Annotated in this window: 12 protein-coding genes; 2 read left to right on the top strand and 10 right to left on the bottom strand. The window is 62.5% G+C overall.

All coding sequences use genetic code 11. The features are described from left to right. Window positions 1-180 precede the first annotated feature (180 nt). Window positions 181-1,773, top strand: a complete 1,593-nt coding sequence (locus QMK33_RS01615; RefSeq protein WP_283562794.1) for a mechanosensitive ion channel family protein — start codon at window positions 181-183, stop codon at window positions 1,771-1,773. Here the strand turns inward: QMK33_RS01615 and QMK33_RS01610 are convergent. Continuing rightward, on the bottom strand, window positions 1,748-2,746 hold the full coding sequence (locus QMK33_RS01610; protein WP_283562793.1) for a mechanosensitive ion channel family protein: 999 nt from the start codon (window positions 2,744-2,746) through the stop codon (window positions 1,748-1,750). The two genes, QMK33_RS01615 and QMK33_RS01610, sit on opposite strands and share 26 nt — an antisense overlap. A 261-nt stretch (window positions 2,747-3,007) precedes the next feature. Here QMK33_RS01610 and QMK33_RS01605 point away from each other — a divergent pair, with 261 nt between their 5' ends. Further along, window positions 3,008-3,922 carry a DUF3078 domain-containing protein gene (locus tag QMK33_RS01605; RefSeq protein WP_283562792.1) on the top strand — a complete coding sequence of 305 codons (915 nt, stop codon included), beginning with the start codon at window positions 3,008-3,010 and terminating at the stop codon, window positions 3,920-3,922. Between the two features lie 9 nt (window positions 3,923-3,931). Here QMK33_RS01605 and QMK33_RS01600 read toward each other — a convergent pair whose 3' ends face one another. The 9 genes from QMK33_RS01600 to purU all read right to left on the bottom strand — a co-directional run bounded on the left by QMK33_RS01600 (window position 3,932) and on the right by purU (window position 13,756). Further along, window positions 3,932-4,216: a hypothetical protein gene (locus tag QMK33_RS01600; RefSeq protein ID WP_283562791.1), complete on the bottom strand. Its 285-nt coding sequence runs from the start codon at window positions 4,214-4,216 to the stop codon at window positions 3,932-3,934. Window positions 4,217-4,273: 57 nt separating this feature from the next. After that, window positions 4,274-5,266 carry an endonuclease/exonuclease/phosphatase family protein gene (locus tag QMK33_RS01595; RefSeq protein ID WP_283562790.1) on the bottom strand — a complete coding sequence of 331 codons (993 nt, stop codon included), beginning with the start codon at window positions 5,264-5,266 and terminating at the stop codon, window positions 4,274-4,276. 319 nt (window positions 5,267-5,585) lie between these two features. Further along, window positions 5,586-5,735 carry a hypothetical protein gene (locus QMK33_RS01590; protein WP_283562789.1) on the bottom strand — a complete coding sequence of 50 codons (150 nt, stop codon included), beginning with the start codon at window positions 5,733-5,735 and terminating at the stop codon, window positions 5,586-5,588. 122 nt (window positions 5,736-5,857) lie between these two features. After that, window positions 5,858-7,243, bottom strand: coding sequence for a DUF389 domain-containing protein (locus tag QMK33_RS01585; protein ID WP_283562788.1), 1,386 nt, complete (start codon window positions 7,241-7,243; stop codon window positions 5,858-5,860). An 11-nt stretch (window positions 7,244-7,254) separates the two neighbouring features. After that, window positions 7,255-7,686, bottom strand: coding sequence for a hypothetical protein (locus tag QMK33_RS01580; protein ID WP_283562787.1), 432 nt, complete (start codon window positions 7,684-7,686; stop codon window positions 7,255-7,257). A gap of 45 nt (window positions 7,687-7,731) precedes the next feature. Then, window positions 7,732-8,973: a cation:proton antiporter gene (locus tag QMK33_RS01575; RefSeq protein WP_283562786.1), complete on the bottom strand. Its 1,242-nt coding sequence runs from the start codon at window positions 8,971-8,973 to the stop codon at window positions 7,732-7,734. Between the two features lie 58 nt (window positions 8,974-9,031). Beyond that, the gene (locus QMK33_RS01570) at window positions 9,032-10,435 is read right to left on the bottom strand and encodes a chloride channel protein (RefSeq protein WP_283562785.1); all 1,404 of its coding nucleotides are present in this window, start codon (window positions 10,433-10,435) and stop codon (window positions 9,032-9,034) included. Window positions 10,436-10,580: 145 nt separating this feature from the next. Continuing rightward, a complete protein-coding gene (locus tag QMK33_RS01565) occupies window positions 10,581-12,758 on the bottom strand; it encodes a bifunctional alpha,alpha-trehalose-phosphate synthase (UDP-forming)/trehalose-phosphatase (protein ID WP_283562784.1) in 2,178 nt (725 codons plus the stop codon). A 158-nt stretch (window positions 12,759-12,916) separates the two neighbouring features. After that, complete coding sequence (gene purU / locus QMK33_RS01560) at window positions 12,917-13,756, bottom strand: formyltetrahydrofolate deformylase (protein ID WP_283562783.1); 840 nt, start codon at window positions 13,754-13,756, stop codon at window positions 12,917-12,919. Window positions 13,757-13,774 lie beyond the last annotated feature (18 nt).

The following is a 13,774-nucleotide window of genomic DNA, read 5'->3' as shown; positions in this document are numbered from 1 at the left end:
CTGCCGCTGCATCTGCACTAGTTGGCACGTGCTTATAAAGTGTTATAAATAAGGTAGTTAACTATTATGAGTGATAATTAACCAGGCTTTGCTTGCCGCTTCCATACGTAGCCGTTTTATCTTCCCCGCTGCCTTTGGCCAGCATTGCTGTTCGCCAAGCGCTTCATTCCTGTTTTTTTCATGAGGTTCCGATTTCTATTTTGCCTGGGCATGCTGCTGTTTTGCCTGCAAGCGGCTGCGCAAGTGTCCGATTCTTTGGCCACGGCCCCTTCCACCGGAGCCGCCGTGGTGCTGCCCCCGGCCGATACCCTGTTTCGGGTTTATGGCCGGGTAGGCTCCTTCGGGCCAAAGGAGCGGGCCGATGCCATTCAGCGCCGGCTCGATGGCCTGCTGAAAGCCCCGTTGTTCACGCCCGACTCGCTGCTCGTGGTCGATGCCGAGCAGGATTCGGAAATCGTGTATGGCGACCAGCAGCTACTCAGCGTTGGGGTGGCCGAAGCGCAGGCCCTGGGCCTTGCCCGGCCGGCCGTGGCCCAAAAGTACCTGGCCATTTTGCGCACCCATCTGGTAGCGGCCCGGCAGGCCAACAGCCTGCCCGAGCTACTGAAGCGCGGGGGCCTGGCCGCGCTCACAATCGTGATGCTGGTGGGCCTGATATACGGGCTAAACCGCTTCTTTCGCACTATCAATCAGCGTATTCTGCGTTGGCGCGGTAGTCCGCTCAAGCCCTGGCGCATCAATGGCTACGAGCTGCTGACCCAGGAGCGGCAACTGGAAGTGCTGCGCACGGCCCTCAAGCTGCTGCGCCTGGCGCTGGTGGTGCTCACGCTGTACCTGGCGCTGCCGGTGCTGTTTGGGCTGTTTCCGTGGACGGAGGGCATCTCGCGCAAGCTGCTGGGCTACGTGCTGGGGCCGGTGCAGCGCGTGGTACTGAGTGTGGTATACTACGTGCCTAACATGCTCACTATCATTGTGATATACTTTTTCACAACTTACGCGGTGCGCTTCCTGCGCTTTCTGGCGGGCGAGGTGGCGGCGGGCAAGCTGGTTGTCGACGGCTTTTACCCCGATTGGGCGCTGCCAACCTTCAACCTGTTGCGCTTTGCGCTCTACGTGTTTATGTTCATCGTCATTTTCCCTTACCTGCCCGGGTCCGATTCGCCGGTTTTTCAGGGGGTTTCGGTGCTGCTGGGCTTCATTATTTCCTTTGGCTCTACCTCGGCCATTGGCAACGTTATTGCCGGCATCGTCATCACCTACATGCGGCCCTACAAGGTGGGCGACCGGGTGAAAATAGGGGAAATAACGGGCGACGTGCTCGAAAAAACGCTGCTGGTAACGCGCGTGCGCACCACCAAAAACGAGGACGTAACTATCCCCAATTCCAACATCCTCTCGGGCCACACCGTCAACTACAGCGCCGCCGCCAGCCACGAGGGGCTGGTGCTGCACACCACCATCACCATCGGCTACGACGTGCCCTGGCCGCAGGTGCACGCGCTGCTGCTGGCCGCCGCCCGCGCCACCGAGGGCGTAGAGGCCATCCCCGCTCCCTTCGTGCTGCAAACCAGCCTCGACGATTTTTACGTTGCCTACCAGCTCAATGCCTACACCCAGCTGCCGCACCGCCAGGCCGGGCTGTATTCGCTGCTGCACCAGCACATTCAGGATGCGTTTGCCCGCGCCGGAGTCGAAATTATGTCGCCCCACTACCGCGCCATGCGCACCGGGGCCGAGGCGGGCAGCACTATTCCGCCGGTGCCGCCTGGCTAGCGGGCGTTTCGGCGCCCCGCTGCGCGGCCGCAGCCGCTCGGTGCTCCTGCTGCGCGGCGGCCCGCGACTGGGGCACTTCGCTCTTGCCGGCGGGCCAGCCTTCGCGCTGGCTCTTGCGGTCGCCGTCGGTCACCTCCGTCTGGTCGTGCAGCAATATTTGCTGCGTGGGGAATGGCAGGTCGATGCCGTGGGCGGTGAGCGTGTTTTTGATGGCCTCCAGTACCAGGTCCTGCGCGCCCATAATGTCGGCGCGGCGGGGTGGGTTAATCCACCAGCGGGCGCGGATGTTGACGCTGCTGCCGGCCAGGTCTACCACCAGCGCCTCGGGCGCGGGGTCGGCCAGCACGCCATTTACGCTGCGTATGGCCGCCACTATGAGCTTGCGGGCCTCGCCAATATCGTCGCTGTAGCCAATCCCAATGTCGTATTGCAGGCGGCGCATTTCGTAGGCCGTATTCACGGTTACGGCGTTGATAAACAGCTCAGCATTCGGGATAACTACCCGGCGGCCATCGTAGGTTTTGATGGTAGTGGCCCGCGTCTGAATCGTTTCGACGGTACCCTCAAAGTCCTTGTACTGAATCTGGTCGTTGATTTTGAACGGCTCCGTAATCAGCAGCAGAATGCCGGCCAGGAAGTTCTGAAAAATGTCCTTGAAGGCAAAGCCAATGGCCACGCCGCCCACGCCCAGTGCGCTCAGCAGGCTGGCCGGCGTGAAGCCGGGTACCATAATCGTAACCGTGACCAGGATGCCGAGAATCAGCGCCGCTACGTACGATAACCGGCTCAGCAGCAGCTTCAAGCTCTGGCTCTGGCCCCGGTTGTGCACCAGCCGCTCGACCAGCGACTGCACGCCCCGCGCCACAAAAATGAACCCCACAAACACGACTATCCCGATGAGCAGATTGGGCAGCAGGGACATAAAGTCGCGGCCCATCTGCACAATTTTTTGCCAGGCAATTGAAAAATCCATAACTCGGGAGGGTAAAGGGGGCATGCTGGCGCGGCATGGCTTGCCCGCCCGCCAGCGGCCCCAGGCAGCTAATAAAGAATTGAGAAATAGCCTGTTCGAGACTGCATGAAGAACTATTGAGCCTTTTAGCCAAAACCCTGCGAAAAGGTTGTATTTTTCCTGCTATTTATGGGGCGGTATCTTTAGTGGCGCACCCACAACGGGGTTGTGAGCCAGCCCCGTTGTGGTGGCCGCCACCCGCCGTTTTGCCTGCTTTGCGCTATGCCTAAACTCTTTACCCTTGGGCTGCTGGCCCTGGCCCTGCCGGCCGCCGCCCAGTCTGCTACGTCTGCCGCGCTGCCCGCCGACAGCATTCGCTACTGGGCTACCCACCTGCGGGCGGGCCTCAACGCCAACGAGTCGCTGCTCTCAAAAAACTGGAAAAGTGGCGGCACCAGCTCGCTGGGTATCAGCCTGTTGTTGAATGGCACGGCCCGCTACCAGCGCGGCCACCACAACTGGAACGGGGAAGCCGATTTTCTGTATGCCGGCCAGTACACCCAGGGGGAGGGCGGGGGCTACCGCAAAACCAACGACCGCCTCTACCTCGACACCAAGTATGGCTACGACCTCACCCAGAAGTGGGGCCTGTTCACGGCCCTGAACCTGCTCTCGCAGTTCGCGCCCGGCTACAACTACGCCGACGATGGCTACGCCACGCTCATCTCCAGCTTTCTGGCCCCCGGCTACCTCACCAGCTCGTTTGGGGCCGAGTTTCACCCCAATGAGCGGTTCAACCTGCGCCTGGCCCCGGTGGCCCCGCGCGTGACGATAGTGCGCCAGCCCGACCGCTTTCGCCTGCCGGCCGATACCACCATCTACGGCGTGAAGCCCGGCCATTCTACCTTCTGGCAGGTTGGCTTTCAGGCCCTGGCGCAGCTAGAGCAGCCCCTGGGCCCCAATGCCGACCTCAAGGTGCGCTACGTGCTGTTTGTGGACTACGCCCGGCCCCGGCTGGTCGATACCTCGCACCGCCTCGACCTCACCCTCACGGCCAAGGTCAATACCTGGCTCAACGTGAGCCTGGGCGGCATTGCGCTCTACGACTACAACCAGGACCAGGGCTTCCAATACAGCCAAAACCTGGCCCTGGGCCTCGTGTTTGACCGCACTCGCCCGGCCAACCGGCCCAAGTAGCTACTGGCGTTACGGGTTAGCCCGCACCTCTTTCTTGATGCCGTCCAGGTTTTGCTGCGACCCTTGCAGCTGCTGCTCCAGGGCCGTGAGCTTGGTTTTTTCGGTTTCGATAACGGCCTTCTGGCGCTCTATCTGGGTGGATAGCTCCTGCACTTTGCGGGCTTGCCCGGCCACGGCCGGGTTAGCCGAGTTGAGGTCGGCGGCTACCGGGGCCTCGGGAGCCGATTGGCAGCCGGTGAAAGCTAGGGTGCTGGCCAGCAGCAGGGCCGTAGCAAAGGAAAAAGGAGGTGTCATGGTTGGTGGGTTAAAGAAGGTAAATGTGTAAGTGTCTGTTTATCAAGTAATTATGTATTAATCAGGCAGAGCCAGCTCAATGTACAGCGGAAAGTGGTCGGAGCCCACATCAGCCAGGCGCTTCAGCTCCACTACCTGAAACGGCGTGCTGACAAAAAAGTGGTCGAGCGGCCAGCGGGCCAGGTGCGAGCGGGCATCAAACGTGTTGAAAAGGCCGCGGCCGCGGCTCACGTCGTGCAGCTCGCCGGCGTGGGTGAGCTGCTGAATGGTGCCCGACCAGCTCACGTCGTTGAAGTCGCCGGCCACGATGGCGGGCCGCTCACTTTCCCGCACTAGGTTGGTCACTTTTTCAAGCGCCGCGCCGCGCAGGCCCACGCCATCGGGGTAGGTATCGGGGACGGGCGGCGTGGGGTGAATGCCGAGAAACGTGACCTGGCGGCCATCGGGCAGCCGCAGCCGCGTGCGAATGGACGGCACCCCGTGCTGAAGCAGATTTTGCACCTGCGTGTGGGCCAGCGGCAGGCGCGAGTAAAGTATCATGCCGTAGGCATCGCTACGGGGCAGCTCGACGCGGTAGGGGTAGCTGGGCTGCAAGGGCCGCAGCGCCCGCGCCCACCAGTCATCGGGCTCCAGGGCCAGCAGTACGTCGGGCCGGGTATCGGTCACCAGCTGCCGCAGGCGGGCATCCTGGCGGTTGGTCATCAACACATTAATAACCAAAATGCGTAGCCGCGTGGTTGCAGTGGCGGGGGCAGCGGGCACGGCCTTGGGGGCAAAGGGCAGGTAGGGCCACAAAAAGGAAGCCTGTACCACCAGCCCCAGGCCGCACCCCAGCAGCAGCCCCCAGCGTACCCGCCGGTGGGCGGGCCAGCTCAGGGCCAGCCACCCCAGCAGGCATACGGCCAGCACCACCAGCGCTTGAAACCGGGGAAAGCCCAGCACCTGCACCCACCATTTGGTGGACGGCACCACCGAAACCAGGGTTAGCAGCAGCACCAGCGCGCTCAGGGTAGCAAGTAAGTAGCGCAGCCCGGTTAGTAAGTGCCTCATTGATAGCGTAAAAGGAGATGGGCTAGGCGGCGACTACTAAGGTTACGCCCGCTCTGCCTGGGGTAGCCATGCCAGAGAGCCACGGCGGCGCGCAGCTGGGCGCGCCTTAATAAAAAACAAGGGATGGCTTGGTTACGATTACATCTTCACCTGAGTTTTTATCCCCTCAGGTTTTGCCTGGCACCATTGGGCTGCTGCTTTAGGGCCTTGCATTGCTGCTGTTTAACATCGCCTTTATCTTTACCGAGTGTCCCGGGGCTTTTCGCGCGTCTTTTAGCTCATCTTTATGGTCGCTGAGTTCTCTCACCTGCGCATCTACCTACTGCCGGATGTCAACTACCCTTTGGGCCTGGCTAGCCACGGCGGGGCTACTGGATTTCAAGTCGTTGCTGACGGAGTGGCCCAGCGAGTAGCTGCGCAGCGTTAGTCCCAACACGGCAACCAGAGCGAGGGAAAAGAAAGTATTCATAATAGGAAGAGGTTACTGATAAAAAATGCGTTGGGTATTAAACAAGAAGCCCAACGATAAAGACTGCTTATAATTCTCGAAATCAATAAGTTTGATTTATTTTTGCCGGTAAAAGCTGCCCGCTACCGCTTGGCCACGCGAGCCGGGGTATCGGCCGTTACGAGCAGCTGCACGGGTTGGCGGCCCCCGGCCCGCACCCGCAGCCAATTGGCCAGGCGCTGCTGCTCGGCGGTGGGCAAGGCCTGGCGCACGCGCAAGGCCACCACCACCGTGGTATCGGCCCGTAGCGAGTCGGCGGCGGGGCGCACGAGGCGGCTCAGGCCCAGCTGGCGCACGGCGGGGTGCTCGGCCTGCACCTCACGCAGCAGCACCGCGGCCGAGGGCAGGCTGGGGGTGGCCAGGCTATCGGCCTGGGCCAGCTGCTGCTGGAGCTGCACCAGGCGGCCCTCGTAGCCTACCATGGTTTGCTCGTTGCGGCTGCGCACGTCTTCGAGCACACTGGCGCGCAGGGCCTGCGCATCGGCCGAGTCCACGCGGGCCAGGCCCTGGCGCACAGTGAGCTGGGCCCCATCGAGGCGGTATTTTGCTAGTGTGGCACGGGCGGTCCACAGCTGGGCCGGAGTGAGCTGCTGGCCAGCCAGCAGCACGTTAACGGTGCGCGCCGTGGCCCCTATGCGCGAGGTAACAACGTAGGTGCCGGGCAGATTGAGCTGCTCATCCACGAAGCGCTGGGCGTTGTGGGTGAAGGTGCCATCGCGCACAATGCCAATGGCCAGGTACACGCTGGGCGCGGCCGTGAGCAAAGCCAGCGTCCAGATGATATTGCGCACGCGCCGCGCACTGCGGGCCGTTTCAAACTCGTGGTGGGGCAGGGGCAGAATTTGAATAACTAAAAACGTGGACACGCTGATAAACACGCAGTTAATCGAAAACAAATACATGGCCCCGCCAAAATAAGCCCAGTGCGCGGTGGCTAGCCCGTAGCCCGCCGTGCACAGCGGCGGCATGAGGGCCGTGGCAATGGCCACGCCCGGAATCACGTTGCTGTGCTCGCGCCGGGTGAGGCCGATGGCCCCGGCCGCCCCGCCAAACAGGGCAATAAGCACGTCCCAGGTAGTGGGGTGGGTGCGGCCCAGCAGTTCGGAGCCCGCATCGGTGAGGGGGGTGAGGCGGAAGTAGAGCGCCGACACGGCCAAACTCAGTACGGTGGCGGTGAGCAGGCTTTTGGCCCCGCGCCGGATGAGCTCCAGCTCCATGGTGGCCGCCCCGTAGCCAATACCCACAATGGGGCCCATGAGCGGCGAAATAAGCATGGCCCCGATAATGACGGCCGTAGAATTGACGTTCAGCCCCACTGAAGCTACCAGAATGGCAAAAATCAAAACCCACAGGTTGGTGCCCTGAAAGGCAATGCCGGCCTCCACATCGGCCTGGATTTCGGCCGGTTCGGCCATGTCGTCCGTTAGCAGGAAACGGGTGCGCAGGAAGCGCCAAAGAGTAGCCAGCATCGGGCAATGAATTACAGGGGAGTCGGCTCCTCCGGGACGGCCCGCAGCCAACTGGCGGCGGCAGGTATTTCCTCAAAAAAGGCTGTGGTTACCAGCTGGCGCAGCTGCTCGGCCACGGCCGGCGTGTGCAGGCGATGCGCCGGCTCCAGGGTCGGCACCACGGCATAGCGCTCAAAATGGGTGTCGGCCAGCACGGCCGGCAGCCAAGTAGTTAGCAGCCATTCGCGGTCCGTTGCAGTGGGGGCAACGGGCATGGCGCGGTGGTCGGCCAGGATGCCGCGCAGCGGGTAGCGCCGCAACAGGTTGTGGGCGTGAATGTAAAGGGCTCGAAACTCCGGCCCGGTCATGGGCGCGCCCGACCAGTGCAGGTACAGGTAGCCACCGTCGGGCACGTAATCGACCGAGCCAACGGCATTAGAGAAGTAGTGGTGGGTGGGGGACATAGGTAGAAACGGAAATAAGGAGCAACGACGGAGCCACGAGCCCCATCAGGCGGGCACGCGGGTGAGCCAGCCCAACAGGTGCTTCAACGTGAGGCCTTGCACCACGGCTGAAAACAGCACCACGGCAAACGTCATCGGCACAAACACCTCGGGGTGCAGGTTATCGGGCAGGCCCAGCGCCAAGGCCAGCGAAATGCCCCCGCGCAGCCCGCCCCAACTCAAAATCATCAGTGTGCGCGGCGGCATCTGGCGCGAGAGGCCCAGCAGCCGCGTGGGCAGCGCCAGCGCCACGTAGCGCACCAGTAGGGCCAGCACGGCCGCCACCACCCCCAGCCCCAGGTAAAACGGGCTAAAGCCAATCACGACCAGCTCTAGGCCCATGAGCACGAAGAGCACGGCGTTGAGCACCTCATCCAGCGCCTCCCAAAACTTCTCCAGGTACTCGCGGGTGGTGTCCGACACGTTCTCGCTGCGGCTCACGTTGCCAATGGCCAGGCCCGCCACCACCATGGCCAGCGGCCCCGATACGTGCAGCGCGTGGCACAGCGCGTAGCCACCCATTACCAGGGCCAGCGTCACCATTACTTCGGTTTGGAAGTGGTCAACGGTGCGAATGAGGCGGTAGCCCACGTAGCCCAGCACCGCCCCGGCCAGCAGCCCGCCCCCGGCCTCGCGCAGCAGTAGCAAGGCGGCCGAGCCCGCGCTCGGCATTTTGCCCGGCGTAGCCAGCTCCAGCAGGGTCACGAATACCACTACCCCAAAGCCATCGTTGAAGAGCGACTCGCCGGCCAGGTTGGTTTCAATGTTCTTGTCTAGGTCAGTAGTTTTGAGAATGCCGAGCACCGCAATGGGGTCGGTGGGCGCAATGAGGGCCCCAAACAGCAAGCAGGGCAGCAGGGGCAAGTGCACCCCGGCCAGGTTCAGCAGCCCAAAGGTGCCCAGGCCCACCAGCGCCGTAGCCAGCAATACGCCCAGCGTGGAGTAAGCGGCAATGCTGCGCCAAACCTCCTTCAGGGCTTCCACCCGCACGTGCAGCGAGCCGGCGAAGAGCAGGAAGCTCAGTACCGAGCCCATCAAAAACTCCGTGAAATCGAACTGCACCAACGTGGCCCGCACGGCCCCGGTAAAGCCTGGCACAATGCCGCCCCCGGCCAACACACCCACCGCCGCTACCACACCCAGCAGCAGAAACATAATGCCCGCCGGCTGGCGAAAAAAACGGGTGTTCAAATAAGAAAAAAGGGCCGCCAGGGTTAGTAGCGCTGCTGAAAAAGAAAATAAACTCATTCCGTAACTTGACGGCTACCTGCCGTCGAGGTTATTAGTTGCTAGCGTTGGCTCGGCATTAGGGCTGCGGGGGCACCGCGGCTGGTAGCGGAGCGGGGCCGTCGTTGCGGTGCAGCGTCTCGCGGATGAAGCCCTGGCGCAGGTGCTCGTAGAGCGAATGCGGGTCTACTAGCGCGGCCACGGCCTGGGCCAGCATGGCCCCAATCAGCAGCTGAAAAATGGCCGAGTGCCGGTCCGTCATTTCCAGCACCAGAATAGCGGCCGTAAACGGCGAGCGCACCACGCCCGTGAGAAAGCCCACCATGCTCACCAGAATAATGAGGTTGCGGTCGGCCACGGCCACGCCGGCCAGCCGGGCCACGCCGTCGCCCAGTAGCGCGCCCGCGCTCAGCGAGGTGGCAAACACGCCGCCCGCCCCGCCGCTGCTGTAGCTCAGGGCCATGCCCACAAAGCGCGCCGGAAACAGGTAGCCCGGCGTGAGGCCGTTGTTTTGAAACAGCAGCCGGTTGATAATGGGCTTGCCCGTGCCCACGCCATCGGGGCCTACTGCATAGGCCAGCGCCGCCAGCGCCAGCCCGCAGCCCACTACCCAGCCGGCCTGGGCCAGCGATGTAGCAAAGCGCTTGCGGTAGGCATTGACCCAGAGTAGCGTTTTGGCAAAAAACGCCCCCGCCAGCCCGCACGCCACGGCCGCCACCATCACCAGCACCTGGTACCAGCCGGCGGGCGAGGTTATCTTCGGAAAGCCCAGGTACAGGTAAGAGCCCAGAAACTGCTGGGCCGTGAGCCCGGCAATAATAACGGCGCTAAACACGGCCATGCGAAAGCGCGACAGGTGAATCTGGGTCAGCTCCTCCACCACAAATACGATGCCGCCCAGCGGCGTATTAAAGGCCGCCGCCAGGCCGGCCGCCCCGCCTGTTACCAGCGCAATCTGGCGCGAAAGCTGCGGCCAGCCCGCCGGCTGCAAGCGGTTGATGGCCCGGAAAATAGCCGCCGCCACCTGAATCGTGGGCCCCTCGCGCCCAATTACGCCGCCGCCCAGCAGCAGCACCACGCTGCTCACCACCTTCACGCTGGCCACCCGCAGGCTCAGCAAATACGCCGTGTAGCGGTGCTGGGCAGGGTTAGAAAGCTCAATGCCGGCCATCACCTGCGGAATGCCGCTGCCCCGCGCCGCCGGGGCCAGCTGCTTTACCAGCGCCCACGAAAGCAGAAAGGCCAGCGGCGTGAGGCCAAAGGCCAGCAGCGGCTCGCGGCGCAGCCAGGTAAAGCTGACCTCTTCGGCCCAGCCAAACACCTTTTCGTAGCCTACGGCCATGAGCCCGGTCAGCAGCGAGGCAATCCAGAAGGGGAAGCTTTGCAGAATGAGGCGGCGCACCCGCGCCGTGTACAGCGGCTGGATGAAAACGTGGTCGAACCAGGCCAGCGCGCGGGCGTAGCGGGAGGAAGAATCGGGCATAGGCTAGCAAAGGTGCGGCAAACGAAAGTTGTGAGCTAAAGTGTTTTCACCGCAGAAGCCGCAGCGGGTTGCGCAGAGCAGCCGCAGAAGAATATCCTCTGCCGCGCTTCTGCGCAACCCGCTGCGGCTTCTGCGGTGGAATAACCTACACCAGCAGCTTGCGCAGCAGCTGCCGCACCTCAGTAGGGGACGAGATGTTGAACCGCGCCAGCGAGCGCACCCCCGCGCCCACGCGCACCGTGTAGGCCTCGGGCGGCATGGCCCGGAAGGTGTCCTCATCGGTGCGGTCGTCGCCCAGGGCCAGGATAAAATCGACCGGGTTGGCTGCCAGCCAGCGCGCCGCCGCCGTGCCTTTGTTAATGCCCGCGTTCTTGATTTCCAACACCTTATTGCCCTCCATCACTTGCAGGTCGGTGTTGGCGGTCATAAAGGATAGGTGGGCCAGCAGCTCGCGGGCGCGCACCTCGCCCAGGTCGGTATCGACGCGGCGGTAGTGCCACACCAGCGAAAAATCCTTTTCCTCAATGAATGAGCCGGCGGTGCGGGCCACGTATAGCTCCAGCACCGGGCGCAGGTCGCGCATCCAGTCGTTGCGCAGCGCCTGAAACAGCTCCCACTCCTGGCCGGCCGCGCGCAGCCACACGCCGTGCTCGGCAATAAAGTCTATCGGCAAGTGGCCCAGCCACTTAGTTAATGTGGCCCGGTCGCGCCCGCTGATGACAACCACCCGCGTATCGGGCAGCTCCGACAGCGCCCGCAGCAGCAGGCGCAGCTCCTGGTCGGGCTCGGCGCGCTGGGGGTTGGGGTGAAAGCCTACCAGCGTGCCATCGTAGTCGAGCAGCAGCAGGCGCTGCTTGGCGCCGTGGTAGTCGGCCAGGAGCTGGGTGGTGACCACGGGTGTCAGCATTTCGGTGGCCAAGGTGTGCTGCTTCATTTTAGTGTAGGCTAACTGATTCATAAAGAGCTTGGTCCAGGCAAAAATATTGTAGCGCTTTACCAAGGCTTGCATCGCTGTCATGCGGGCTACCTGCTCGTCCTCGGTCATCACCAAGGCCTCGTGCATAGCCTCGGCCAGTTGGCCCATGTCGGTGGGGTTGATGATGATGGCGTCCGACAATTCGCGGGCCGCGCCAGCGCGCTCGCTCAGAATAAGCACCCCGCGCTGGTCAATCTTGCTGGCCACGTACTCTTTGGCTACCAGGTTCATCCCATCGCGGATGGGCGTCACCAGGGCCACTTCGGCCAGGCGGTACAGGGCCGCCAGCTCCTCCAGCGGCAGCGAGCGGTAGAAGTACAGAATGGGGTTCCAGCCGATGGTGCGGTACTGCGCGTTGAAGCGGCCCACCAGCTCGTCAATCTCCTCCTTCAGCGACGCATACTGCGCCACCTGGTCGCGCGAGGGCACCACCAGCATAATGAGGCTCACCTGCCCGCGCCACTCGGGGTAGCGTTGCAGCAGCAGGTCAAACGCCCGCAGCCGCTGCGCAATGCCCTTGGTATAGTCGAGCCGGTCGATGGACAGAATCACCCGCGTATCGCGCAGCGCCTCCAGGTACACTGCCTCGTGGGCCTGGGCCTCGGGCGAGGCCGCCGCCAGCGCATAGCGCTCATAATCAATGCCCATTGGAAAGGCATCGACGCGCACCGTGCGGCTGGCAGTCTCAATCTGGCCGTTCTGGGCCGGCAAGCCCAGCAGGTGCGACACCGCGCTCAGGAAGTGCCGCAGGTAGCCAAAGGTGTGAAAGCCAATGAGGTCGGCCCCCAGCATGCCGCGCAGCAACTGCTCGCGCCAGGGCAGCACCCGTATCAATTCCTGCGACGGAAACGGGATGTGCAGGAAAAACCCGATGCTGGCCTCGGGCCGCGCCTTGCGCAGCATTTCGGGCAGCAGCAGCAGCTGGTAGTCGTGTATCCAGATGGTGTCTTCGGGGCCGGCCTGGGCCAGCACGGCGGCGCAAAACTTCTCGTTTACCCGCACATAAGCATCCCAATGCGACTGCTCATAGGTGGCAAACTCACTGAAATAGTGGAAGGTAGGCCACAGGGTAGAATTGCTGAAGCCTTCGTAAAAATCCCGGATTTCGGCTTTCGTTAAAAACACCGGGGCCATGTTGTCGGCCCGCAGCTCAGTGCGGATATATTCTTCCTCCGCGGCATCCTGCACAAACAGTCCCGGCCAGCCAATCCACAAGTTTTCGCCCTGCTTATAGATGGAGCCGAGGCCAGTTGCAAGCCCGCCTTCGCTGGGCTGAAACGTGAGGCCGTCATCATTGCGAAGAACTTTGGTGGGGAGGCGATTAGAGACGATTAAGGTGCGGGACATAAGCCTTAGCGAGATGGTGAACCCTTCAAGATACGCAAAAAATCACCAAAAAGCCATTTTTAGGGCCGTTTTGCGGCCCGTTAGCTTCCCTGCGGGTGATGATTACGGCTGTTTTCAGCACTATTTTCTGCCAGGTGCACCTGCGCCGGCAAACTGCCTTAAGCGAAAATTACAGTCTTGTTGCGGTGCACAAATACCTGCTCATCCAGCACCAGTTGCAGGGCGCGGGCCAGCACCAGCTTCTCCACGTCGCGCCCGGCCTGGGCCAGCTCGCGAGCGCTGCGGGTGTGGTCAATCGGTATCACGCTCTGCGCAATAATCGGCCCTTGGTCCGGCTCCTCGTTCACGAAGTGCGCCGTGGCCCCAATTTTTTTTACGCCCCGCGCGTAGGCATGCGCATAGGGGCTGGCCCCCACAAACGCCGGTAAAAACGAATGGTGGATATTGATGAGTTGGTTGGCGTACGGGGCCACAAACGCCGGCGATAGAATGCGCATGTACTTGGCCAGCACCACTAAGTCGGGCGCGTAGCTGGCTAGCTGCGCCAGCAACTCGGCCTCGTGCGCCGCCTGGCTGCGCCCCTCGTGCGGCAGATAGTGAAAGGGCAGCCCAAACTGCCGCGTGAGCCCACCCAGCACCTCGTGGTTGCTGATAACAGCCAAAATATTGGTATTCAGCTCATTAAATGCGTGGCGTACCAGCAGCTCGCTCAGGCAGTGGTGCTCTTTGGTCACCAGCAGCACAATGTTTTTCTTGCGGTTGTCGGTCAGGCGCACGTCGGCGGTGGCGGGCAGGGCCGCCCGCAACTCGGCCAGCAGCGGGGCCGCGTCGTGGGCGTGGGCCAGTTCAAATTCGGTACGCATGAAAAACAGGCTGCCCTCGCGCTCCACAAACTCGCTGTTGCGCAGAATGTTGAGCCCACGCGCGTACAGCATTCCCGTAATCTTGTAAATGAGCCCGCGCTCGTCGGGGCACTGAATCAGCAGCAGGTGCGGCATCGCGGTGGTTGCCGGCCC

The sequence above is a fragment of the Hymenobacter sp. H14-R3 genome (assembly GCF_030063445.1).
In the GTDB taxonomy this organism is placed as follows: Bacteria; Bacteroidota; Bacteroidia; order Cytophagales; family Hymenobacteraceae; genus Hymenobacter.
The sequence above is the reverse complement of the archived record's forward strand: the minus strand, read 5'-3'. Positions and strand labels throughout refer to the sequence as shown.

Coding starts and splice junctions, on each gene's coding strand:
- QMK33_RS01615 (WP_283562794.1), top strand. CDS start 181: ATGAGGTTCCGATTTCTATTTTGCCTGGGCATGCTGCTGTTTTGCCTG.
- QMK33_RS01610 (WP_283562793.1), bottom strand. CDS start 2,746: ATGGATTTTTCAATTGCCTGGCAAAAAATTGTGCAGATGGGCCGCGAC.
- QMK33_RS01605 (WP_283562792.1), top strand. CDS start 3,008: ATGCCTAAACTCTTTACCCTTGGGCTGCTGGCCCTGGCCCTGCCGGCC.
- QMK33_RS01600 (WP_283562791.1), bottom strand. CDS start 4,216: ATGACACCTCCTTTTTCCTTTGCTACGGCCCTGCTGCTGGCCAGCACC.
- QMK33_RS01595 (WP_283562790.1), bottom strand. CDS start 5,266: ATGAGGCACTTACTAACCGGGCTGCGCTACTTACTTGCTACCCTGAGC.
- QMK33_RS01590 (WP_283562789.1), bottom strand. CDS start 5,735: ATGAATACTTTCTTTTCCCTCGCTCTGGTTGCCGTGTTGGGACTAACG.
- QMK33_RS01585 (WP_283562788.1), bottom strand. CDS start 7,243: ATGCTGGCTACTCTTTGGCGCTTCCTGCGCACCCGTTTCCTGCTAACG.
- QMK33_RS01580 (WP_283562787.1), bottom strand. CDS start 7,686: ATGTCCCCCACCCACCACTACTTCTCTAATGCCGTTGGCTCGGTCGAT.
- QMK33_RS01575 (WP_283562786.1), bottom strand. CDS start 8,973: ATGAGTTTATTTTCTTTTTCAGCAGCGCTACTAACCCTGGCGGCCCTT.
- QMK33_RS01570 (WP_283562785.1), bottom strand. CDS start 10,435: ATGCCCGATTCTTCCTCCCGCTACGCCCGCGCGCTGGCCTGGTTCGAC.
- QMK33_RS01565 (WP_283562784.1), bottom strand. CDS start 12,758: ATGTCCCGCACCTTAATCGTCTCTAATCGCCTCCCCACCAAAGTTCTT.
- purU (WP_283562783.1), bottom strand. CDS start 13,756: ATGCCGCACCTGCTGCTGATTCAGTGCCCCGACGAGCGCGGGCTCATT.